The sequence below is a fragment of the Desulfosarcina sp. genome (genome assembly GCF_055467485.1).
The window spans coordinates 166,725-190,058 of record NZ_JBUOIV010000003.1 but is presented as its reverse complement, the minus strand read 5'-3'; the positions used below and the strand labels follow the sequence as shown (position 1 = coordinate 190,058).

The 23,334-nt window shown below is 53.8% G+C and carries 16 protein-coding genes; 9 read left to right on the top strand and 7 right to left on the bottom strand.

Translation table 11 applies throughout. The features are described from left to right. The first annotated feature begins 475 nt into the window (after window positions 1-475). The 7 genes from ACZCED_RS02935 to ACZCED_RS02905 all read left to right on the top strand — a co-directional run bounded on the left by ACZCED_RS02935 (window position 476) and on the right by ACZCED_RS02905 (window position 7,685). Window positions 476-838, top strand: a complete 363-nt coding sequence (locus ACZCED_RS02935) for a helix-turn-helix transcriptional regulator (RefSeq protein ID WP_464860177.1) — start codon at window positions 476-478, stop codon at window positions 836-838. An 11-nt stretch (window positions 839-849) separates the two neighbouring features. Beyond that, a complete protein-coding gene (gene pilM / locus ACZCED_RS02930) occupies window positions 850-1,908 on the top strand; it encodes a type IV pilus assembly protein PilM (RefSeq protein WP_464860176.1) in 1,059 nt (352 codons plus the stop codon). Next, window positions 1,905-2,468, top strand: coding sequence for a PilN domain-containing protein (locus tag ACZCED_RS02925; protein ID WP_464860175.1), 564 nt, complete (start codon window positions 1,905-1,907; stop codon window positions 2,466-2,468). The genes pilM and ACZCED_RS02925 overlap by 4 nt, the downstream gene beginning before the upstream one ends. Window positions 2,469-2,479: 11 nt before the next feature. After that, complete coding sequence (locus ACZCED_RS02920; RefSeq protein WP_462967698.1) at window positions 2,480-3,130, top strand: type IV pilus inner membrane component PilO; 651 nt, start codon at window positions 2,480-2,482, stop codon at window positions 3,128-3,130. Beyond that, window positions 3,075-3,749, top strand: coding sequence for a pilus assembly protein PilP (locus ACZCED_RS02915; protein WP_462967699.1), 675 nt, complete (start codon window positions 3,075-3,077; stop codon window positions 3,747-3,749). The genes ACZCED_RS02920 and ACZCED_RS02915 overlap by 56 nt, the downstream gene beginning before the upstream one ends. Before the next feature lie 187 nt (window positions 3,750-3,936). After that, window positions 3,937-6,153: a type IV pilus secretin PilQ gene (gene pilQ, locus ACZCED_RS02910; protein WP_464860174.1), complete on the top strand. Its 2,217-nt coding sequence runs from the start codon at window positions 3,937-3,939 to the stop codon at window positions 6,151-6,153. A 128-nt stretch (window positions 6,154-6,281) separates the two neighbouring features. Then, a complete protein-coding gene (locus ACZCED_RS02905) occupies window positions 6,282-7,685 on the top strand; it encodes a hypothetical protein (RefSeq protein WP_462967701.1) in 1,404 nt (467 codons plus the stop codon). Window positions 7,686-7,834: 149 nt separating this feature from the next. Here ACZCED_RS02905 and ACZCED_RS02900 read toward each other — a convergent pair whose 3' ends face one another. The 5 genes from ACZCED_RS02900 to ACZCED_RS02880 all read right to left on the bottom strand — a co-directional run bounded on the left by ACZCED_RS02900 (window position 7,835) and on the right by ACZCED_RS02880 (window position 12,500). Then, window positions 7,835-8,485 carry a cupin domain-containing protein gene (locus tag ACZCED_RS02900; protein WP_462967702.1) on the bottom strand — a complete coding sequence of 217 codons (651 nt, stop codon included), beginning with the start codon at window positions 8,483-8,485 and terminating at the stop codon, window positions 7,835-7,837. Between the two features lie 110 nt (window positions 8,486-8,595). Continuing rightward, window positions 8,596-9,762, bottom strand: coding sequence for a beta/alpha barrel domain-containing protein (locus ACZCED_RS02895; protein ID WP_464860173.1), 1,167 nt, complete (start codon window positions 9,760-9,762; stop codon window positions 8,596-8,598). An 84-nt stretch (window positions 9,763-9,846) separates the two neighbouring features. Continuing rightward, on the bottom strand, window positions 9,847-10,629 hold the full coding sequence (locus tag ACZCED_RS02890) for an enoyl-CoA hydratase-related protein (protein WP_462967704.1): 783 nt from the start codon (window positions 10,627-10,629) through the stop codon (window positions 9,847-9,849). Window positions 10,630-10,665: 36 nt separating this feature from the next. Continuing rightward, the gene (locus tag ACZCED_RS02885; RefSeq protein ID WP_462967705.1) at window positions 10,666-11,814 is read right to left on the bottom strand and encodes an acyl-CoA dehydrogenase family protein; all 1,149 of its coding nucleotides are present in this window, start codon (window positions 11,812-11,814) and stop codon (window positions 10,666-10,668) included. Between the two features lie 92 nt (window positions 11,815-11,906). Continuing rightward, the gene (locus tag ACZCED_RS02880; RefSeq protein WP_462967706.1) at window positions 11,907-12,500 is read right to left on the bottom strand and encodes a TetR/AcrR family transcriptional regulator; all 594 of its coding nucleotides are present in this window, start codon (window positions 12,498-12,500) and stop codon (window positions 11,907-11,909) included. A 315-nt stretch (window positions 12,501-12,815) separates the two neighbouring features. Between ACZCED_RS02880 and ACZCED_RS02875 the strand changes: the two genes are divergently transcribed. Both ACZCED_RS02875 and ACZCED_RS02870 read left to right on the top strand, forming a co-directional pair. Then, window positions 12,816-13,544 (top strand): MerR family transcriptional regulator, encoded by a 729-nt coding sequence (locus tag ACZCED_RS02875; protein ID WP_462967707.1) that lies wholly within the window; start codon window positions 12,816-12,818, stop codon window positions 13,542-13,544. Then, window positions 13,541-15,541, top strand: coding sequence for an oxidoreductase (locus tag ACZCED_RS02870; protein WP_464860172.1), 2,001 nt, complete (start codon window positions 13,541-13,543; stop codon window positions 15,539-15,541). Before ACZCED_RS02875 ends, ACZCED_RS02870 begins: the two co-directional genes overlap by 4 nt. Before the next feature lie 74 nt (window positions 15,542-15,615). Here ACZCED_RS02870 and ACZCED_RS02865 read toward each other — a convergent pair whose 3' ends face one another. Then, the gene (locus tag ACZCED_RS02865; protein ID WP_464860171.1) at window positions 15,616-18,081 is read right to left on the bottom strand and encodes a response regulator; all 2,466 of its coding nucleotides are present in this window, start codon (window positions 18,079-18,081) and stop codon (window positions 15,616-15,618) included. A gap of 45 nt (window positions 18,082-18,126) precedes the next feature. Beyond that, the gene (locus ACZCED_RS02860; protein WP_464860170.1) at window positions 18,127-23,133 is read right to left on the bottom strand and encodes a PAS domain S-box protein; all 5,007 of its coding nucleotides are present in this window, start codon (window positions 23,131-23,133) and stop codon (window positions 18,127-18,129) included. Window positions 23,134-23,334 lie beyond the last annotated feature (201 nt).

The window sequence follows — 23,334 nt, the reverse complement described above, 5'->3', positions numbered from 1 at the left end:
GGATCGATCGATAAGTCGACATGCATGGTGGTCGATTACACCACTACGTCACATCAATCAGCATATACCGGACACGTCGAAATTCAATTAATTTATTGGGGGTATCGACATGGTGCTAAAGTAATCGTCGTTAGTGCCGAATAAAATGGCTAACAACCGGCTACCGCTGTAGTGCCATATAAAGAAACCTGAGTACCATGTCAATGTGCTGTGAAATAAATACCAGGATCCACAGGTTATTTCAGTTCACCATCGATTCATGCCTCCGTGCCGATCAGAGTCAGGGGCAACTGTGGATTTATTCATCAGGAATCTGCAGCTTAAAAACAATCAACCATTCAACCCTTGAAAAATGGACCTTGAGTTATGAATTTATCGAGGCTCACCGTAAAAATGAAAAAAGTCAATCTGTCGCCACACAAGATAAGGGTAATTATTGATATGAAGCCACAATATATATTAAATATACAAAATTATGCATAAAAGTCATATAATTTCACTTGACAACAGATTCTTTTCGGTCTTGAATCGTAATCAAGGATTGGAGAATCCATTCAGACGAACGGACAGAAAACTCCAATCTTCTTTGAAAAGCGAACGCTGTCATTACTTCTTGGGTTGCCATAAGACGATGGATCAAATGGTGAAGAATTCGTTGAAAAAAATAAGAGAATCCCTTTTGATGAGCAAATCGGAATTGGCGAGAGAAGCGAATGTCTCTCCTATTACGATCACGCGTATTGAAGAAGGGAAGCCGTGTCGGCTGGAGACCAAAAGAAAAATCTTGCTGGCTCTGGGTTACAGCCTTTCGGACAGTAAAAAAATCTTTGGCGAATAAAAGAGCTAACCATGTTTTTTGGAAAAAAAGACCGTATAATTGGCCTTGACATCGGGTCCAGATCTATCAAAGCGGCGGAAATCTCCGAAACGAAGAAAGGAGTTTCCCTTGAACGGTTCGGCATCATCGACATCCCACCGGGCCTAATCGAGGACGGTGCGATAAAAGATGCGGAACAGGTTTCAGAAACCATCCGTCAACTATTTAAAAACTATGGGATTAAAGGGCATAATGTTGCCATCTCGGTCGGCGGCTACTCGGTCATCGTAAAGAAAATCAATGTTCAGTCCATGCCGGAAGAGCAGCTTCAGGACACCATCAGTTTCGAGGCGGAACAATACATACCGTTTGATATATCTGATGTAAATTTAGATTTTCAAATTCTGGGCGAAAACGAAAACAACCCAAACCAGATGAATGTGCTGTTGGTTGCCGCCAAAAAAGAGATGGTCAATGACTACGTGAATCTTGCCCAGATGGCGGGATTGATTCCGTGCATCATTGACGTCGATGCGTTTGCCCTTCAAAATATCTATGAGTTTAATTATGCCCCCGCTGAAGATGAGAACATCGCGCTCATCGATATCGGGGCAAGCAAGACGTCATTGAATATATTAAAAGGCAAGTCTTCGGTCTTCATGAGAGACGTTTCGCTCGGATGCAGCCAGATCAACCAGAAAATTGCGTCGCTGATCGACTGTTCCATTGACGAGGCCGAGCAGATCAAGTTCGGCGATCAATCCGATAAAATAACCGCTGGAGATCTTTCCGACATCGTTTCCTCAGTTGTTTCAGATTGGTGCACGGAGATCAGGCGTGCCTTAGACTTCTTTTATTCGACCTATCCAGATGACCAAATTAAAAAAATAATTCTTAGTGGAGGTGGCGGCAATATAAAAGAATTCAGACAGTTGCTATCTGTCGAGACCTCTGCCGAAGTGACCACCATAAATCCGTTTGATGGGCTTCACATAGATGAGAACCGGTTTGATGTGGAATTTCTAAAACGCATAGCCCCCCAAGCCTCAATCAGCATGGGACTGGCAACGAGAAAAGTTGATGACAAATGATACGCATTAATTTACTCCCATTTCGAGCCGCAAGAAAAAAAGAGAATGTCAGGCGACAAGTTTCCATTTTCCTGTTGTCACTTGTCTTAGTTGTGATTGTAGCCGCCTGGTTTAACTACTTACTGTCCGGAAAAATAGAATCGTTAAACCAAAAAGTTGCAGAAACCACGGCACAGGTTGAAAAGTATAATAAAATCAACCAGGAGATCGCGGAAATAAAGAAAAAGCTGGCTATGCTGAACCAGAAAATTGAAGTCATCAAATCCTTGGAGCTTACCAGAAAGGTACCGGTTGAACTGCTCACTGATATGTCAAAACTGGTAATAGAAAAACGCATGTGGCTTACCGGTTTAGAAGAAAAATCCGGAAGTGTTAAGGTGGTCGGAATCGCCCTGGACAACCCGACAATCGCGGAATATATGACCCGAATCGAAACGTCAGGGAAATATGTCAATGTAAAACTTCTGTCCATCAACCAGGACACCTCCGTCAAGGGATTGGAATTGAAGAATTTTGAAGTCAGGTTCCAAAAGGCTCCCCTTAAAGAACAACCTAAATAGGTATTGAGGAAATGAAGAAGGGCACAGCGGTTTCCATAGAGAAAACCAATCCGGTAATAAGTAAGCTTGAGCAGCTTTCCAAAATCCAACGGATCGCTATCTGGGCAGGAGTGTTGACAGTGATTATCGGTGCTTTTGTCTACTTTTCATATCTGCCAAAATTGAAAAAGATCGACCAACTCAAGGCCAACTTATCTAAAATTGAAAAAGAACTGGAAATTGCAAAAAAGAATGCAAGGCAATTGAATGATTTCAGGAAAAAAATGCAAGACGCTGAAGAACAGTTCAAAATCGTCATGCGGGCATTACCTGAAAAAGAAGAGATCCCCACCCTGCTCACCGGTATTTCAAAAGCCGGAACAGACTCGGGACTCAATTTTATTCTGTTCCAGCCCAAACCGGATGATAAAAAGGATTTCTACGCCGAAATCCCTGTGGCCATGACAGTAACCGGGGACTATCATGGGGTGGCAACCTTTTTTGAGAGTGTTGCCGGGTTGAACAGAATCGTAAACATTAAAAATATCGACATGAAGCCAGACAAGGACAGCACTAAACTGACGACGACATGTACGGCGGTGACCTATAAGTTTATTGAACCTTCCGATGAGCAACCGAAGACGTCAGGAAAGTCTAAAAAGAAGAAAAAGAAGAAGCGGTAAAACCATGCGAATTCAATTCAAAAAAACTGGCTATGTGTTAACCTTGGTCCTACTGGTTTCGTGTTTCCTGTGGAACTGCGGGGATCAAAAGGAACCATCCAAAGCCCCGGTAGTCAGCAAGAAAATTTCGGCGCCAAGCTTACCCTCCCCCTCCAATCAGGCAGAGGATACGCAATCTGATACGTCCGTGGACTCGCCCGAACCGACGACAATTGCAGAAAAAGAAACTGCAAGCGTGGAAAAACGAATTTACGACCCCAAAGAACGGCTAAACCCGTTTTTACCTTTATTCAGAGATGAAAACAAAGAGACTGCAGCTGATCAAACCGGAAGCAAAAGAAAAAAACGAATCCCGCAAACGCCTTTGGAAAAGATCAGCCTTAATCAACTGAAGCTGGTTGCAATCATTCGAACGTCTTCCGGAAATAGGGCGCTTGTGGAAGAGAACACAGGCAAAGGGTTTATAATCAAAAACGGGACATATATCGGTCTTAATTCAGGCATTGTGACACAAATCAACGCCAGTAGCGTGATTGTCGAAGAAGAGATAGAAAACCTTATGGGAGAGCTAGTTCTTCAAAATACCGAAATGAAACTTCAGAAACCGGCTGGAGAGTGATATGCACAACTTCAGGATCAAATTTTCACAAAAATTGACACTTGTTTTTTGCCTCGGATTGGTGGTTGCCTTCATTTTTACAGGGTGTGCCACCCAGAATGCGGATCGTCAAACAAGTGCACCCGGCCTTGATCCTTCGCCATCCATGGAAATCACTTCCATTGGGTTATCTGAAGAACCGGAATCGATGAACGTCGTCATCGACGGGATCGAGCCGTTGACTTACACCTCGGTAAAACAGCCACTTCCTTTAGGTGTGGTTCTCTATTTCCCAAACACCCGACTAAACGTTGCGCAATCCAATGTAAAATCGACGGGAAACCCTGTCACTTCAATTCACGCAAGCCAGATTGAGGCTAAAAACACCACGCGTATCGAAATCCTGCTGGCCTCGGATGTTCCTTACAATGTCGTTCAGGACGGCAATTCACTCAGAATCCAGTTCCCCAAAAACACCTCCGGATCAACCGTTGGCGGCGACGCATCGGCAGCGGAATCAGGCGTTGTCCAACAACCGGCAATGTCCAAAGAAGCACAATCCGTTCAAACCACTCCCTTCACATCTGTCAAACCATCCGGCGCTTTTCAAGGTACAGGAGCCAAGATCGGCAAAGAAAACCTGATATGGGTGAATCGTATCGATTTTCTTGGAGAAAAAGATGGCCGATCCACGCTGTCTATCGAAACGACCTCCCCGGTCGACTACGACATCCAAAAAATATCCGACAAACTTCTTGAATTGCGCTTGATGAAGGCCAACATTGCCGAATTCAGGCAACGCCCGATGATAACGACCCGATTCGAAAGCGCGGTTAACCGGATCATGCCCATCCAGTTGTCATCCATGAAGGATTTTTCCCTGTTTTCCATCGAGCTCCGGGAACCCGTGGCTTACTATACTGAGCAAACCGGGGGATTGCTGTTGATTCACTTTGAAGCCTCTTCTGTTCCTCCGGCGCCGGCTGATGAGACCAATCTGCCTGCCTGGAAAAAGGCGCTTGAAGAAACCATCGGGCCTGCCGATGTTGCTTCAACTTACCCCAAAACAGTTCAGACTGACGGCGACAAACAGGCCGTTGCAGGGACTAAACCGACCGAAACGGCGAACGACGTCTCTTTCAGTCCCACTGCTGAGATGACATTCGACACCGACCAGGCCATGATTTTGAAAAAAAGCGTCAAGCAGTACACCGGTGAAAAAATCGCGCTGGATTTCTTCCAGACCGATATCAAGAATGTCTTCCGGATCCTTCGGGAAGTCAGTGGCAAGAACTTTGCCATCGACGAGGATGTCAGCGGCAAAGTTACCCTGACCCTTGATAAACCGGTTCCATGGGATCAGGTGATGGACCTGGTGCTGAGAATGAACCAACTTGGCATGATCGTGGAGGGCGACATCGTCCGGATTGCCACCTTGGCCACGTTGAAGCAGGAAAACGATCTCCGCAAGGCACAAATCGCCTCCCTGCAAAAAGAGAAAGAACAGATTAGAGCGCTGGAACCGTTGGAAACACGATACATACCGATCAGCTACTCCGATGCAACCAAAGAGGTGCTTCCTCATATCGAAAACATTGTAACCAAAGATCGCGGCTCTGTTTCCGTCGATGTCAAGAACAATCAGATCATCATCACGGACACTGCCGACAAAATTGCACAGGCACTGAATATTGCACGACAGATCGACAAGGTCACATCCCAGGTGATCATCGAAGCCCGCGTTGTCGAAGTCAACGAAAACTATTCCAAGGAACTGGGATTTCAGTGGAATTTAGGTGTGGGGCCGGTGACGATCAACAACGGCGGGTCCCAATATACCACGGGCGTCGCCATGAACTATCCGGCGGCGACCAACAATGGATTCACCCTCAATTATGCAAAAATCGCCGGCACACCCTTTACCCTGGACGCCATCCTGACCGCCCTTGAATCCAATAATAAAGGGAAAATCCTGTCGGCACCCAAAATCGCAACCCTGAACAACAAAAAAGCCATGATCAAGCAGGGACAGGAAATTGGCTACCTGGAGCGCGATTCTGCGGGCGGTTCTTCCGTGAAATTCAAGGATGTCGATCTCCTGCTCGAAGTCACCCCCCACGTAACGCCAGACAACCGGATTTCCATGGATATCGTTATCCAGAAAAATGATGTCATCGAATTTATAGACGGTGTACCCGTCATCGCCACCAACGAGGCGCAAACCCAGCTGCTGGTCAACGACGGGGATACGATTGTCATCGGGGGGATCATCAAATCAAAATCGAACCTACAAAAGCAGGCCTTCCCGGGACTTCACAAGATCCCTGTATTGGGCTGGCTGTTCCAGAGCAATCTGGATGAGACGGAAAGCAATGAATTGCTAATTTTCATGAATCCGAAAATTGTTCAATTGGAACAACGTTAGACCATTTGCTGATGGCGAAGCTCTGCGAACCATGACCTGTGCATTTTTAAAAAGCGACCCCATTTTCACAAAAATGATGGTCGCTTTTTTATCAGAACTGGCACCATTCGTGCGGACATTATCAGCAGATGGAGTTTTTTGCCAAACGTATAGAAAGTGGGGAAATAATGATTAATCGGCCTGGCTTAATCAAGTATTTTGGCATGGGTTTACTGGTTGCTTTTTTGCTTGTCGGGTGCAGCTCCGGTGCCAGCGACTCTGACGGGGGGGGGACCGGCGGCGGTAGCACCGGTAATATCACCCAGGGAACGGTGGCGCCTCCCGGCACGCTGGGTCCGCTGCAGGATATTGGCGACTTGGTTGGTGCTGGAGACAATTGGTACGAAACAAGAATAATGGCTCTTGGTGAAAATGACAACGTAGCTGGCCAGACAACCCGAACAGGCGGGCCGACGAAAGCCGCATTTTTGTGGGATGCTGGCAGTGGAACAATGACCTATTTAGGTATCCATGGTGATATCGGAATACCTGTCTACGATCCCACCGCATCTGACCCGAATCCGTTTATCTACAGCGAGGCTATAGGCATCGGGCCAACCGGAGATGTCATTTGCAACTCTACCACCGGCATTGGCTGGCCGGACGAAATGGAAAAACGCGCTTTTTACTGGGCCGCTGGTGTAATGACAGACCTTCCTCCCCTTACCGATGGGAGCTTCTCCGAGACCCACGGCATCAGTCAGGACTATGTTCTTTTCAACAGAGAGATTGCGGCAAATGATGACATTCTTGGCTTTTATTGGGATAAGGGAGCCGGATTTGGTAACCTTGGCCTAATCGTGGGCGCCGCACTTGTCGTACCGGTCGGAATCAACAGCAACAATCAGGCGGTTGTCAACTCCGAAGAAACCACCTCCGTGTTTCATGATCTTGACTTGGGTGTAGTCCAATCGCTGAACAATCTTCCAGGTGCGACCTTAACGACGGCAAGCGCTATCAACGAAAGTCTGCCAACCGGCCACATCGTAGGAAAATCCGGTGACATGGCCTATTTCTGGGATGGCGGCTCTATGTATCCCCTCGGCACTTTAGGTGGAAGCACAAGCGAAGCCACGGATCTGAACATTCACGACCAGGTGGTGGGCAACTCCACCACAGCCAGTGGCGCGACACACGCCTTCGTCTGGCAATTGGTAGGCGGCGTAGGCCAGATGACCGATCTCGGCACTCTTGGTGGCGCCAATAGCTATGCCACCGCCATCAACGATAACGGCCTGATTGTCGGCTACGCCGAAACCGGTGAGATATACAGCCAAGGCGGCGTCACCCGGCCGATTGTTCATGCGTGCGCCTGGTATGGAAACGTCATCTACGATCTGGGAATTCACAATGATTTTTACACCTACCCCTTTGTCGAACCGTACCCATTTAGCGAGGCAATCGACGTAAATAACAACAACCGGATAGCCGGGAATTCCTACACCATCAACCAACACTATCGTGGGTTTGTTTTGGATTCACCGGTTCCCTGATCGCCTGATCACAATCGTTAGACCGTTATGGTAAGAGATACCCTGTGCTGCCGCGCAGGGTATCTTTTTGGGCCTAACAGCACCCTAAATCCAACCAATCAAAATATAATTCGCACCGCTTGAGATTCACCATTTGTTTCTCACCGGCGCTAACCGCCGTAAATCACCGCCAGAATCGTCGCCCTGCCCGCCGCGGCGGCAATCAGATGGGGGGTGGTTGACAGGTAATACGCGCTGTCCCCTTCAGCCAGATCGAAATGATCGTCCCCGATGTCCAAGGAGACGCTGCCGTCGAGCACGTATATAAACTCTTCGCCGTCGTGGACGGAGCGCTGGGAGTCCGGCGCCTCTTCCAGTTGGACGATCAGGGATTCCATATGCCGTCCCTTGACTTCGGGAGCGAGGCTCCGGTAGGTGTAGGCCTGTTTCTTTCCCTTCTGCGAGGTCGATCGGGAAACGATTTTCTGCTCCCCTTTGCGGGTGATGGAATAGAGTTTCTCTCCCACACCGGACACCAGTCGACCAAAGGCGCTGTCCAGGGCCTTGGACAGTTTGATGGCTGTCCCCAACTGGGGCTGGACCTCGCAGTTTTCTATGCTGGACAACAGCTCCACGTCAAAACCGGTCATGTGGGACAACTCTTCAAGGGAAAGCCCCTTGGCTTTGCGGATCGCTTTGATCCGTTGGCCGATATCTTCCTGGCCGCCCTCCGGCTGGCTGCAAGTGCCCTCTTTAATTCGGCCGGTCAGGTCTTCGAAATAATCCACGTTGATGTGGGGTTTTTTTTCGCCTGTTTCCATGGCAATGCTCCTGGTTGGTTGACGCATCCCGGTTTTGCATTTGGGATCGGTATTGGGTGCAGTGGGTTGCCTGCCTATCATGCCCCGGTTTCAAGCGCGGGTCAATGCAATCAGGGGCGATAGCGCTCCGGAAGCACCGCCTTTTCGGCCCATTCGGCGGGCAGCTTCTGGCCGGGTGCCTCGGCCATCTTCTCCTTGAGCTTTTTTAACCCTGGTCGGGCAAATTTGGGATGGCCCTCCTTGAGTGTGCGCCCATTGATCACCGCTTCACTCCTCAGGCGATGGCCCACGGTCCGTTCCAACTGGCGCCCCAGCCACAACACGCGATCCACGTCGTAGCCGTGTTCGATACCCATTTCATCGATCTGCACCAGCATGTCTTCGAAACAGGTCAATCCCACGTAGCGGGGATCTTCGTAATAATAGTCGCCGGTACCCGGAACCGGGCAGTCGTCCAGGAAATTGGCCGGTTGTCCGCCCAGACCGCCCAAGGTTCCCTCGAAATGGCATATGCCTGCCTGAAGGGCCGCCAGCACCGAGGCCGACGCCACCCGTTTGGTTTCATGGAAGTGGGCGATGTGTACCGAGGTGTCGGGAATTTCGTCGAGAATCATGGAAAAATAGCGGTAAACATTTGCAGCCGAGGCACTACCGTCGTGATCGGCATGCTCGATGTCCGTGGCGCCGATTTCCAGCCAGCGCTTGGTGAACTCCACTGCGTCCTTCAATTCGGTGGCACCGGCAATGGGACTGCCCCAGATGGTACTGACGGTACCGCACATCTGAAGGCCGGCATCCCGGCATTTACGGATGGCACTTTCGCACTCTCTCCAGTATTCGGGAAGGGTCAGGCCGGAGTTGGCAAAATGGTGTTCCTCCTCCGTGGAGACCATCATCAGGCACCGATCAGGGCCGACGCCATTTTTGGCCAGCTCGATGGCCCGGTCCACACCCGGTTCCCGAATGGTTACGGCGGTGATGGTGATGTCGTCCGGATTGATACCCTTCTTTTTGCAGCGTCCACGGAAGCGATCGCTGCGCAGGTGCGCCAGAATCTGTTCTGCATCACTGAACTGGGGCATGAGGTAGGGGTTGCCCAGGTTGGTCACCTCGATGTTGCGGCAACCGGCAAAGATCATCTCCTCGGCGTAAAAGATCTTGGCCCGGGTGGAGATAAATTTTTCCAGATGCTGAAACCCATCCCGCACGGTGATGTCACCCAAGGTTACCTTTTTGGGCATTCTCGGAAAAACTTTCCAATAATCATATTCGGTCATACAGCCTCCTTATTGTCTTCATGTGATCTGAATGGATGGGCACCCCAGACACCTGCTCGGATGAGCAGATTCTCCCGTGTCCGGTCAACAGCCCTTGTAAACCGGTTTTCGCTTCTCCTTAAAAGCGGCCAGGCCCTCCAGCCGGTCCTGGGTGGGAATGCAAACCCAGTATGCATTGGATTCGATGGCCAGGCCTGTGGACAGATCCGTTTCCATGCCGTAGTTGATGGCGTATTTGGCCTGTTCGATGGCCACGGGGCCCGTTTCACAGATCTCGGCTGCCATCTGCCGACAGGTTTCGATGAGAACCGCGGGTGCGCAGACCCGGTTCACCAGGCCAATCGCCAGGGCCTCGGCCGCACTGATGCGCTTTCCGGTAAAAATAAGTTCCTTGGCCTTGCCCTTGCCCACCAGGCGAGGCAGCCGCTGGGTACCGCCGGCGCCGGGGATGATGGCCAGCCGGGTTTCGGTGAGTCCCATGCTGGCGGTTTCCGAAGCGATGCGGATGTCCGAAGCCAGGGCCAGTTCGGTTCCGCCGCCCAGCGCCACGCCGTTGACCGCCGCGATCACCGGCTTGTTGAGCTGTTCGATGGCCGTGAACAGGTTGCGGATGGTAAAGATGTACTCCTTGACCTGAATGGGTGACAGGGTGGCCCGCTCCTTGAGGTCCGCACCGGAGCAAAAGGCCCGGTCGCCTGATCCGGTGATAATGACTACGCGAACATCGGGGTCAAAGCGGATGTCGTCAATCTTGGCCGCCAGCGCATGCAGCAGCGCGAAATTGAAGGAATTCATCACCTCGGGTCGGTTCAAGGTGATGACGGTCACTCCGTCCTGGTGCTCGGTGAGCAAAATCGCATCGTTCATGCATTCCTCCGCATAAGGATATCTATTTTGAAAAAATTAACACCCGATGTATCGGGAAATGACAATACGCTGGACCTCCGAGGTGCCTTCACCGATGTCCAATAGTTTCTGATCGCGGTAAAAGCGCTCCACATCGTACTCTTTCATCAGTCCGTATCCACCGTGAATCTGCACGGCATGGTCGGCCACCCGCCCCATGAGCTCCGAGCAGTAGAGCTTGGCCATGGCGGCCTCTTTCTCGAAGGGGCGCTTGTGGTCCCGCAGCCAGCAGGCCTTGTAGAGCAGGTTGCGGCCGCATTCGATTTCCATGGCGCTGTCCGCCAGCTTGAAGGCCACGGCCTGGAATTTGGAAATGGGCTGGCCGAACTGTTCGCGCTTCTGGGCATATTTCAAGGCGGCATCATAGGCGCCCTGGGCGCCTCCCAGGCCCATGGCGGCAATGGAAAGCCGGCCGCCGTCCAGGGTCTTGAGCATCTGGTGAAAGCCGTCACCCTGCTGCCCCAGGATGTTTGCCGACGGCACGCGGACATCGTCAAAATAGAGCTCCGCCGTGTTGGATGAACGCCACATCATCTTTTTTTTCATCGCCACGGCCTTGAAGCCGCGGGTGCCGCTCTCCACGATAAAGCAGGTGTATTCCGGTTTCCCGTTGGGGCGAGTGCCGGTAATAGCCTGGACCGTCACCCCTAGCGTCATGTCACTGGCCGCGTTGGTGATGAAAATTTTGGAGCCGTTGATGACCCACTCGTTGCCGTCTCGCACGGCCGTGGTCTTGGACCCGCCGGCATCTGAACCGGCCGTGGGTTCGGTGAGCCCGAAACCCCACAATGCCTCGCCGTTGCAAAGTTTAGGAAGGTATTTTTGTTTTTGTTCCTCGCTGCCAAAGTAGTAAAGCGGGCCGATCCCCAGGGAGTTCCCTGCCGCAATGGTTGCCGCCTGGGAGCCGTCCACCCGGGCAATCTCCTCCACGGCGATGATGTAGGAGATATAGTCCATGGCCTGGCCCTCGTATGTCTCAGCGACAAACATGCCGAACAGGCCGATCTCGCCCATCTTACGCGTGAGATCGGAAGAAAATTCCTCCGCTTCGTCGAGCTCCAGGGCCACTGGCGCAATCTCGCTCTGGGCGAACTTACGGACCTCCTTGCGAATCATTTCCTGTTCTCTGGTCAGATCAAAATCCACGACGACCTCCTTTCCGCAGCAGCGCGGGCGGCGATGCCATATTTTATCGTTGCGGCATCCGCCTCTTTTCGGTACCGGTAAAGATATCCTTTTCAGCGGCCGGCAGTGTGTTCGATACGGCCCTGCTTCAATCCGCTGATGATAAAATTTTCATAGATGTCGGCGATCTCACCCACCGTCAAACGCCCGTTGGAATTGTACCAGGTAGCGCCGGCCGTACAGAGGGTCAAAATCGCGTACGAAAGGATCTTGACGTCCACATCAGCAAACACCCTTTCGTTCATCCCGCGGCGAATGAGATCCTGAAAAACCGACTCGTACTCATCCCGCTTCTTGACGATGGACCGATAGTGCTCGGGTGTTAGTCCCCGCAACTCGGCGTTGGCGATGAAATTCTCCTTCTGGCGTTCCAGGTGGAAGCACACGTGGCTGCGCACCGCCGCCCGCATTCGCTGTTCGATACCCTGCGCTGTCGCCAGTCCATGTTTCAAGGTGGCGGTCAGATCGTCCATGGTGGACTTTAATATGTGAAACAGCAAGTCCTCTTTGCTGGCGTAGTGATAATAGATGCTGGCCTTTTGGATGCCGCTGCCCTTGGCGATGTCGCTGATACTGGTGGCAAAGTATCCTTTTTTGAAAAAGAGATCGATGCAAACGGATTTTATGGTCGTTTTCATGTCGGCCATAAAGACTGTTCCTCCGGGTTTAACGGGCAGCGACCGGCAGCCAATCAACGGGCATGAAATAGACAAAGATTTACCGACCGGTCGTTAGGCATTTTAATTTAATAGCCAGTTGGCGACCCATTGTCAAGGTAAAACAACAGGCAGATGGGCCGGTGACGATTTAAGGATCTTGACAGGTGAACCGGGAAATGGTTTATGCCTAAAGTGTAAAGTTCAAGTTCACACTATTTAAACCCTCCCGGCGACCAGCCGCGGAGAATGCGCTCGCTATCGCGGTTCAACATGCCGGAACACACCCTGCACCGGAAAATCATCGTGCCACAAAACAAGCAAAAGCCATCGACACGAAACGGCAGCCACTTTCTCAAGATGAAGGAAGTCGTCAGTGCCACCGGCGTTCCCAAATCCACCATTATTCTTTATGTGAATACCGGCCTGCTGCCCCAGCCGGTGCGCACCCACCCCAACATGGCCTACTACCATCCGTCGTGTGTGGAGCGGGTGGCCTTCATCAAACAGATCCAGTCCCGTTACCGCTTGCCTCTGAACGCCATCAAGGGCCTGCTCAAAGAGATGGACAACGGCCGGGACGTGGCCCCGCTGGTGGAACTTCAGGCGTCGTTGTTCAGTTCGCGGGGCAGGAGCATGGACAGGCCTGCTTTTTACAAATGCACCGGCTTGAATGCCGACCAGGTCAACGAGCTGTGCGAAGCCCGCATCCTCGTCACCATGGCCGACGGTCGGTTCGATGCCGAGGATCAGGCCATGGCTCGAATGCTTAAAAAGGGATTCGATCTGGGAATCACCGTTTCGGATCTGGCATTTTATCCGGACCTGGCCGATATCATGGTGGAAAAGGAAATTGCCCTGCGCCGAAAATACACCGAGGCGCTCTCCTTTGAAAATGATGCCGCCATGACCCTGGAACTCACTCGCATGGCACGGGCCCTGAGGGTCTACGTCATCGACCGCATCATGCAAAGGCGGCTGATCGCCTTCAAGGGACTTAAAAATCAACCGCGCAACCAGGAGAAAAAGACATGAAGGATCCCCTCTTCCAGCCCATCACCATCAACCGGCTTGTGGTCAAGAACCGGATTTACCTGCCGGCCATGCACCTGGGAATGGCTGTGGAATTCAAGGTCACCGACCAGCTGACGGCGTTTTATGCTGAGCGCGCCAAAGGCGGCGCCGGCATGATTTGCGTCGGCTATGCCACTGTGGACGACCTGTCCGGCAACAGCCAGAACATCGGCGCCCACGACGACACCTTCATTCCCGGCCTCGCCCGGCTGGCGGCGGCCATCAAGGAAAACGGCGCATGCAGTGCCGTTCAGCTCAACCATGCGGGCCGATACAACTTCTCCTTCTTTCTGGACGGCAAGCAGCCGGTAGCGCCCTCTCCCGTTGCCTCGCGCATGACCGGTGAGATCCCCAGGGCGTTGACCGAAGCGGAAATCCGGCAGACCATCGGCGCGTTTGCCGCAGCCGCCTTGCGTGTAAAAACCGCCGGGTTCGATGCCGTGGAAGTGCTCAGCGGGACCGGCTATCTGATCAGCGAATTTCTTTCCCCACTCACCAACCGGCGCACCGACCAGTATGGCGGCAGCCTGGAAAACCGCATGCGCTTCGGACTGCAAGTGATGGCCGCCGTACGCAGCGCCGTCGGGGACGACTACCCCTTGATCGTACGCATGAACGGCAACGACTTCATGCCCGGCGGTAACGGTCGCCTGGAGCTTCAGGAATATGCCCGGGCGCTGGCGGCCGGGCCTGCCGATGCCCTGTGCATCAACGTCGGCTGGCACGAAGCCCGGGTGCCCCAGATTGTTACCGCAGTGCCCCGGGGGGTGTTTGCCTACCTGGCCAAGGACATCCGCGAACGGGTGGATGTGCCGGTGATCGCCAGCCATCGCATCAACGATCCGGCCACGGCCCGCGAAATGCTCGCCGATGGCATGTGTGACATGGTGGCCATGGGCCGCAGCCTGATTGCCGATCCATGGCTTCCGGAAAAGGCTCGCCGGCGCAAGGAAGACGACATCATCCACTGTATTGCCTGCGCCCAGGGGTGCTTTGATCACCTGTTCCAGCTCAAGCACGTCGAGTGTATGTGCAATCCCCGGGCCGGCCATGAGAGTGCACTGGCCGTTGAAAAGGTATCGCCGCCGAAAAAGGTGATGGTGGTGGGCGGAGGCCCGGCGGGCATGAGCGCCGCTCTGGCCGCCCACCAACGGGGACACCGGGTGACGTTGTTCGAATCGTCCAACCGTCTGGGCGGCCAGCTTTTCCTGGCCGCAGCCCCTCCCGGACGAGCCGAATTCGCCTGTCTGGCGGAGGATCTGGCCCGGCAGGTCGAGCTGGCGGGGATTCCTGCGCGGCTTGGTTGTGAAGTAAAAAAAACGCTGATCCGGAACGAAGCCCCCGATGCAGTGATCCTGGCCACCGGCGCAACACCCATTTCCCTGTCCATTTCAGGCAACGACCGGCTAAACGTCGTGCAGGCCTGGGACGTGCTGGCGGATCGAGTGACAACCGGCCGACGCGTGGTCATCATCGGTGGAGGAGCGGTCGGCGTGGAAACGGCCCTCTTCCTGGCCGAAAAGGGAACCCTGTCCGCCGAAGGCATCAAGTTCCTGCTGGTGAACCGTGCCGAAGACCCGGAGACACTGTTCGAAATGGCCACCCGAGGCACCCGGCAGGTGACTCTGGTAGAAATGCTGGACAAGGTGGGAAAGGACATCGGCAAGTCCACGCGCTGGGGCATGATGCAGGAGTTGTCCCGCATCCATGTGGCCACGGTCACCGGGGCAAAAGCGCTGGAGATCACCGCAAAAGGCCTGAAGATCGAAAAAGACGGGCGGGTTGAAACGATCGTTGCGGACACCGTGGTGATCGCTGCCGGTGCCGCATCCTACAACCCGCTTGAGGCGGCAGTCAAAGAATTGGGCATTCCCTTTAAGGTGGCCGGCGATGCCGGCAAGGTGGCCCTGGCCTTCGATGCCGTCCACCAAGGGTTCCGGGCAGGGATGGAAATATAGCCCCGACATGGCATCTGTTGGCCCAAGACGACCTGCGCTGGATTAAAAAATTAAAACTTTCAATTAGTTGCAGATCAAGGGGGCGTCAACACCTCCCGCAGCGCATGGGCAAGGCCTTGCATGGTCACCGGCTTCATCAGTATCTGCCGGATCCCGATGGCCTGGGCCCGTTTCTGATCAAACACTTCGGAAAATCCGGTACAGACGATGACGGGTGTGTCCCGTCGGGTGGAAAGCATCTCCTTGGCCATCTGGTCGCCGGTCAATCCGGGCATGTTGTAATCGGTAACCACGATATCGAAACGGAAGGGGTCTTGCTTGAACGCCTCCAGGGCGTCGGCACTCGCGGTCATGGCGGTCACCCGATAGCCCAGGCGCTGGAGCATTTCACTGCCGATCACCACCAGATCCTCTTCGTCGTCGACCAGCAGCACATGCTCCGTTCCACGAGGCAAGCTGACCGGATGAATTCCGTTTTCCACCGCTTCGTCACCGGAGACAGGCAAAAATATGGTGAACCGTGTACCTTCACCCACCCGACTCTCCACCGAAATCTCGCCGCCATGGCGCTTGACGATGCCGTGCACCACCGCCAATCCCAGACCGGTCCCCTTGCCCTTATCCTTGGTGGTAAAGTAGGGTTCAAAAATACGGTCGATGATGGTCGGACTGATGCCGGACCCCGTGTCGGCGACGGTCAGCATCAGGTACTGGCCCGTTGGCAGGTCCAGTGCATCAAGGGCATCGGTGGAAACCGGTTCCAGTGCGACTTCCATGACACCCCCAGACGCCTGCATGGCATGATAGGCATTGGTACACAGGTTCATGATAATCTGGTGGATCTGAGTGGGGTCACCGAGCACCGGCCTGTCGGCCTTGATCTGCACCTTGACCCGGATGCTGGCCGGCAGGGATGACCGAAGCAATTTGATCGCTTCCTTGACGATGGGAGCCACCCTGATCGGTGCCTGGAGCTGCTCCTGCATGCGACTGAACGCCAGGATCTGCTCCACGAGGTCCCTGGCCCGATGCCCAGCGTGGTTGATGGCCTTTAACTTCGCATAGAGTGGATGATCCGGATCATCCAGATCCTGCAGCCCCAGCTCCGAATACCCCAGAACGGCACTGAGGATATTGTTGAAGTCGTGGGCGATGCCGCCGGCCAGTGTACCCAGGGCCTCCATCTTCTGGGACTGGCGCAGCTGAGCCTCCAGCTTCTTTTTGTCCGCCTCGGCTCGAAGTTGATCTGACAGGTCGATAAAACTTTCTAGAAAACACTCCCGGCCGGCCAGGCTGGTCCGCGAAACACTCTTGAGCACCGTCACTTCCCGGCCGTCCGCAGTGAGCAAGGTTCGTTCGCCTTGATCCATCTCTTTTTCCGGATCCATGGGACAGCATCCCACAAGAGAGGAACAGAGCACCTCGTGGCAGACCTTCCCGGTGATCGTTGACGGATCCGATCCGACCATACCGGCAGCGGTAGGATTGACGTATACGATGTGACGGGTTTCGGCATCGACGATGATGATGCCGGTAGGTATGGTGTCAAGAATTTTACGGAACCGGGCCTCGCTCTCGCGAAGCTGCTCGGTTGCCCGCACCGCCCGGAGGGCCTCGCAGCTGTATGAGGCAAGGATGGTGCCGATCTCACGGTCCTGATCCACGAAGGGGGGCGGTGTCTTGCTGTGCAGGGTCATGATGCCGGCGATGCCGCCGACCTCGTCCGGAAGCGGAAACACCAGTGCCGACCCGTTGGCATATCCCCGGTATCCGCTAGGTTGCAGATCATCCCCGTCAACCATATTGCGTACCAGAATGGACTGGTTTTCAGCCATGGCGCGCTGGAAAAGCGACTTTGGCGGCAACGGGAAGGGAATAAATTCGCTGGCGTGTCCCCTGTCCAGAGTGTGCACCAGGCGAAGGCCGTGCTCCTCTTTCAAGTATATGCTGCCGCCGGTGGCCAGCATGTGTTGACCGAACTCTTCCAGCAGCAACGATCCGAATGCCTTGACTTCACTGCAAAAGGAGAGCGAACGGGTGGTGTCTACGATATGCCGCAGCCGGGCATTGATCTGGGAGAGATGCGCATTCGCCTTTTCCAGCTCCACGGTCCGGGCTTCAACCAGCTTTTCCAGATGCTTCCGGTAATCCTGATTCTCCTTTTTCAGATGGCCTTTTTCCAGTGCCGCATGCACCGCATGGGTAAGCATCGACAAATCCTCGATGGGTTTGATCAGATAGTCCCAGGCACCGCAATGCAGCGCGTCGATGGCATCGGTGATGATGCCGGTGCCCGAAGCCACGATCAATGGGGTCAGGGGAGAAACCCGGCTGATCCGTTCGAGCACCTGAATGCCGTCCACTTCCGGCATCCGCAGATCGACAATCACCAGGTCCGGCTGTTCTTTTTCAAAAAGGGACAGCCCGACGCGCCCGTTTTCCGCGGTGAGGATCGAATATCCGCAATCTTCCAGATGGGCTCCAAAACTGTCGCGAACGCCTTTCTCATCGTCGATGATCAGGATGTGTGCTGCGGCCATGGTTCCGATCCTCCTCGATGACGCTGCCGGTCATCGGATTCTGGGTCATGCCCTGCCCGCTTTTGGCAGACGGATCACGAAGCGGGTGCCTTTACCGTCGGCACTGAATACATCCATCTTGCCACGGTGATTTTCGGTAATGATAAAGTAAGAGACAGAAAGGCCCAGACCGGTCCCCTCGCCCACCGGTTTGGTGGTGAAAAAGGGCTCGAAAATGCGCCGACGGGTCTCCTGGTCCATCCCCGGGCCATTGTCCTCTATCTCAACCCGAACCCACGTCTCATCGTCCCTTACCCGCAGGACAAACACCGGTTGCGGAAATTTTCCTTCTTCGCCGCTCATGGCTTCGGCGCCGTTCTTCAGTATGTTCAGAAAGACCTGCTGAAGTTTGCTTGCCTCGCAGGGCACGGGAACGACGCCTTCATCATACTCCCGTAGAACACTTATCTGTTTAAAATCATATCGCTTTTTCATGTCGTAATCGGTCCGGGCCAACTCAAGGGTCTGGTCCAGTAGCACACCCATGTCATGGCTGGAAATGATGCGGTCGCTCTTGCGGGCAAAACTGAGCATATTCCTGACGATGGCAGCGGCGCGGTTGCCGGAAGCGCGGATATTGTCCAACATGGTCGGCAGCTTGCGCAGTTCCAGATACTGTTGAATGGCCGCCATGGTGATGCCTGCCGCCTTGGCCGCATCGTGATTGGCGGGCAGGTCGCCAGACAGCCGGTTTTCCAGCACTGCCGCGTTTTGCAGGATGCCGGCCAGCGGGTTGTTGATTTCATGGGCCATACCCGCGGCCAGGCCGCCGACGGAAAGCATTTTCTCGCTCTGGATCATCATCTCCTCCAGATGTACCCGCTCGGTCACATCGTCCACGCGAATCACCGCCCCCTCCACGCCATTGGCCACCAGCGGAAAAATGGTCACGTCTTCAAATCGCGTCTCGCCGCTGGAATGCCTCGGAATTTTCGTATCCCTGAGCACCCGGCGTTCCTGAACGGCTGATTGGATGCGCGCCATTTCATCCGTCAACCGGGGAAAGACCTCAGTCAGGGGTTGGGACCGGGCCTTGTCAAAGGTTATGCCTGTGGCCAGTTCCGCCTGCCTGTTCCACTGGGTGACCCGGCCGTCGAGATCTACGCCCACCAGTATCGACGGCATGGAGTTGATGATGTTGGTCAGGTATCTGCGCAGGCGTCGGACTTCTTCATCGGCGACTTTGCGCTCGGTGATATCCTGGTAGGTGCCCAGCACGCCGATGATGCGGCCTTGTCCGTCGCGCATGGGGACCTTGCTGGTCTGAAGCCAGATGGTTCGCCCGTCCGGGGTGGTTTGCGGCTCCTCGTAGTTGATTCGTGCATCGCCGGCTTCCATGACGCGCCGGTCATCCTCGCGATACAGGTCGGCCTGATCAATCCAGGCCATTTCATAATCGTCTTTCCCAATCAGATCCTCTGGAGCGGATCGTCCGGCATCTTCGGCAAACGGCTGATTGCATCCCAAGTAGCGGCAATCCCGGTCTTTCCAGAACACCCGCACCGGAATGGTATCCAGCACCAGTCGCAGCATGCGGTTGGCTTCCTTGATCTTCTCCTCGGCCCGCTTTTGATCACTGATATCCAGGAAGGCGCCGACGCTGGTCTGGGTGCCTGGAATCAATCGTACTTTGAGCAGCATGCGCTTGATCTTGCCCTGCCGGTTCACTAGCCCGCACTCCCATTGCGTGGGGGCGCTGGAGGGGTCTTTGCGCCGGTTGAAATGGTACACCTTCATGCGTTCCACATCCTTGGCCGCGATGAAGCGCGTCCAACTCATCCGGCCTTCGATCTCTTCCCGGGAATACCCCACCATGGCGGCGAATTCGCTGTTGACCATGGACAACGTCGTGTCAGCCTCACTAAGTACCGTTCCGGTACCAGTGTTTTCGAAAATGGTCCGGTAGCGTTTCTCACTCTCCTGGATACGCGCCTCCACCGCGCGGCGTTCGGTGATGTCCGTGGCCAGGCCCACGATGGCCGGTTCTCCGAAGTCCGCCTCATCGCAGGGAACCTTGATCACTTCCAGCCAGCGGGTAGCACCGCTGCTATCACGGTAGGGCTCTTCCGGAACAAACAGCGGGCGGCCGGACTCCAGCGCCTTAAGATCATCGGCCAGCATCTGTTTTACCTGGTCGGGATCAGGATGGATCTCCGCATGGGACTTGCCCTCAAGGTCATGAACCGTCAAGCCGTAACTGTCCGCCACCGCCTGATTGGCCATGATAAACTTTCCCTGGGTATTTTTTACAAAAATCATGGAAGGTACGATATCCATGATTCGGCGCAGCATGCGCTCCTTGCGCCGAATTTCCCATTCCGCCTGTTTCAGGGCCGAAGTATCGGTGTACATGGCCACCACACCCTGCAGGCCGCCGTCGACTATAATGGGTGACCCGGCGGCAATGACGTTTACCGGCGTCCCGTCTTTACGGTAACGCACGGTTTCGAAGGCCTCGACGCGCTTGCCGGACAGAACGCTGCGGGTTTTTTGCCCGGCTTCCATCCGAGAGTCGTCATTTTCGACCAGTTCGTCCAATTCACGCCCGAGCACCTCATCGCAGTTGAAACCGAAGATCTTCTCGGCACCAGGGTTCCAATCGACGACCCGGTGATCGGCATCCAGGACGATAATCGCATCGGGAGCGTGGTAGAGCACCGACTCCAAGAACTTTTGCCGTTGGATGGTTTCTATCTGGGCCGTTTTTCGGTCGGTTATATCCAGCACCACCCCCTGGTAATGGGTGATGGTTCCATTGGCATTCCGCTCGATGACCATGCGGTCATCCACCCACCGAATGTTTCCCGATTTAGTGATCAAGCGGTATTCTTGCTTGAAATCCATAACTCCCTGACGCGAGTATGCCATCACCTCTTCTGCCACCCGTGCCAGGTCATCCGGATGAATAATGGTCGGAAAGGAAATCTTCCCGGAAAGGAGATCTTCCGCTGAATAGCCGAATTGGTTCACATTTTCGGAAACGTATACCACCGGCCAGTTTTCCACTGCCTGCCAGCGAAAGACCACTACTGGGCTTTCTTGCACCAACCGTTTCATCAGTCGCAAGTTCGCCTCGGTTTGTCGACGCTCAGTGATATCGTGGATGGTTTCGATGGCACCCACCACCGAGCCATCATCGTCGTAAAGCGGTCCCGCCGTGTTGAGAAAATGTCGATTGCCGACGGGCTGGTGCGGCTCTTGCGTTTCCGAAAACAGGAGATCTCCCCTTTTCTTGATATCTTTGTATGTGTTGGCAATTTCGTCGTTCCATTTACCAACCAGGTCAATCATTACCGGGCGGCGCTCGCCGTAGAATGGAAGGGCATATTCATAATCGCCCCGTCCCAGCATATCTTCGGACTTGACACCGGTCAGCTCCTCCATGGCTCGGTTCCAGGCGATGACCCGGCCCTTCCGGTCAATGACAAAGGTGGGGTCCGGCAGGAAATTGATGATCTGGAACATCTGACGCTGGGATTTCAACAGTTTTTCTTCAACGGCCTTGATGCCGGTAATGTCCATGAGCACACCGTCAAAAACGATCGTTTCGTCCTCACGGTGAGGAATGGAGTTGCCGGAAAACCAGATGATCTCGGCGGACGGTTTGACAAAACGGCCTTCAAAATGCCAGGGGCTGACGTGTTTTACCGCGTTTGTGATGGATTCATTAAACCGCGCCAGGTCGTCCTTGTGAACATGCGCCGAAAAGACAGAGAAAAAGTGTTCCGTGGGGACGTCCAGTTCAAAGATTTCAAAGGCCTTGCCACTCACGAAATTCAAGCCGAATTGGCCGTCCGCCGTTGCATAGAACTGGTACACCACCCCGGGAACATTGCCGGTGACACCCGTGATGAACTGTTGGCTCTCAAGCAAACGCTGTTCAACCTTGCGCCGCTTTTCAATGGCGACCATTAAAAAAACACTCAACGAAGTCAGTATGAGAAGTGCTGTCAAGGTGATCCAGATGATTGTCTTATATTCTCGGTAGACTGACCGGGGACGATTGACAACCTCACTGCCGGCAGGAAGACGGGATTCATCAATCTTGAACCTAAGCAGTTGACGGTAATCGAACATCCAGCGGTTGGGGCTTTGGATGACAACTGGGATTTCGTCGGCACTCGTGCCGCCGATAATTTTCAAGGCAATTGCGGCCGCGGCTTCACCCTGAGCCTTTCCGCTGGTCAGTTTGCCACCAACGATGCCTTTGCCCAGATAAAAATCCCAGATGCCGTAAATCGGGACCGGGCATTTTTCCGAAATCAGTTTGATGCTTGTATCGTAATCGTAAACCTGGCCGGCCGCGTCCCGATTAAAAGACATCAGCAGCATAATCGCAGTCGACGGCAGTTGTTGAATCGTTGAGATAAGATCGGGCATGGTCAGCGCTTCCAGAAATTCGAATTCTGCCTGTCCTGAAAATTCAGGCAGCAACCGATCTATCACCCTTTTATTGGCCAATCCTGTTTTTGTGTTGTCATTGACAATGACCATCCTCTCGGCAGACGGGTGCAGGCGTAAAGCCATGCCGATGGTCTGACGGATGTCGAAGGCTTCCACCACCCCGGTGATCCGCTTATGGCCGGCCAGTAGTCTCTCGGAATAGTCATTCACGCCACAAAAAACAATGGGCACCCCGGGCAAAAGACTATCCCGGTTTTCAATCAGAAAAGAGAGGGCATGGTCATCCGAGCTGATGATGACATCAACATTCAGGTGTTGATATTTCTTGACCATCAGGCCCCGCCACAGATTCAGATAACGCTCATCCGATTGGCGCTTCGTATCCATGTATTCCACATGAATCTCATGGCCTTCCAATTTTGACTCGACCGCACGGGTTACATCGTCCGTCCACAAAAGCCCCTTGTGGTAGGCGTTGAGCAATAGGATCGTAGCCTTTTTGGATGCCAGCGCATCTTGAGCCAAAGGTCCCGTAAAAAAGATCCCGACGAATAGGATCAGAGCAGGTACCACCCGGCATGCGGACAGGCAGGCCATGACTTTGGCCATCAGTCGATGCGGTCCTTGTCCTTTATGAGTGGCCTGTTGATAGCCCTGGTGCAGATGGTCCATGAATTGGATAGGCACTTTCTGATTTAGGAGAGTTTACGTTTAACACTTCTGGTTACCAGCACCGTGCTATGTCGAGCCTCGCAACCCGTAACGGTCAAGAATCGGCTTTAGTCGGCCGCACCCGTATTAGATGCGCCG

Excerpts from the sequence above, each read along its gene's own strand:
- ACZCED_RS02915 (WP_462967699.1), top strand. The coding sequence starts at position 3,075 with ATGAGCAACCGAAGACGTCAGGAAAGTCTAAAAAGAAGAAAAAGAAGA.
- ACZCED_RS02935 (WP_464860177.1), top strand. The coding sequence starts at position 476 with ATGCATAAAAGTCATATAATTTCACTTGACAACAGATTCTTTTCGGTC.
- ACZCED_RS02870 (WP_464860172.1), top strand. The coding sequence starts at position 13,541 with ATGAAGGATCCCCTCTTCCAGCCCATCACCATCAACCGGCTTGTGGTC.
- ACZCED_RS02925 (WP_464860175.1), top strand. The coding sequence starts at position 1,905 with ATGATACGCATTAATTTACTCCCATTTCGAGCCGCAAGAAAAAAAGAG.
- ACZCED_RS02900 (WP_462967702.1), bottom strand. The coding sequence starts at position 8,485 with ATGGAAACAGGCGAAAAAAAACCCCACATCAACGTGGATTATTTCGAA.
- ACZCED_RS02880 (WP_462967706.1), bottom strand. The coding sequence starts at position 12,500 with ATGGCCGACATGAAAACGACCATAAAATCCGTTTGCATCGATCTCTTT.
- pilQ (WP_464860174.1), top strand. The coding sequence starts at position 3,937 with ATGAACGTCGTCATCGACGGGATCGAGCCGTTGACTTACACCTCGGTA.
- ACZCED_RS02890 (WP_462967704.1), bottom strand. The coding sequence starts at position 10,629 with ATGAACGATGCGATTTTGCTCACCGAGCACCAGGACGGAGTGACCGTC.
- ACZCED_RS02895 (WP_464860173.1), bottom strand. The coding sequence starts at position 9,762 with ATGACCGAATATGATTATTGGAAAGTTTTTCCGAGAATGCCCAAAAAG.
- ACZCED_RS02865 (WP_464860171.1), bottom strand. The coding sequence starts at position 18,081 with ATGGCCGCAGCACACATCCTGATCATCGACGATGAGAAAGGCGTTCGC.
- ACZCED_RS02905 (WP_462967701.1), top strand. The coding sequence starts at position 6,282 with ATGGAGTTTTTTGCCAAACGTATAGAAAGTGGGGAAATAATGATTAAT.
- ACZCED_RS02920 (WP_462967698.1), top strand. The coding sequence starts at position 2,480 with ATGAAGAAGGGCACAGCGGTTTCCATAGAGAAAACCAATCCGGTAATA.
- ACZCED_RS02860 (WP_464860170.1), bottom strand. The coding sequence starts at position 23,133 with ATGGCCAAAGTCATGGCCTGCCTGTCCGCATGCCGGGTGGTACCTGCT.
- pilM (WP_464860176.1), top strand. The coding sequence starts at position 850 with ATGTTTTTTGGAAAAAAAGACCGTATAATTGGCCTTGACATCGGGTCC.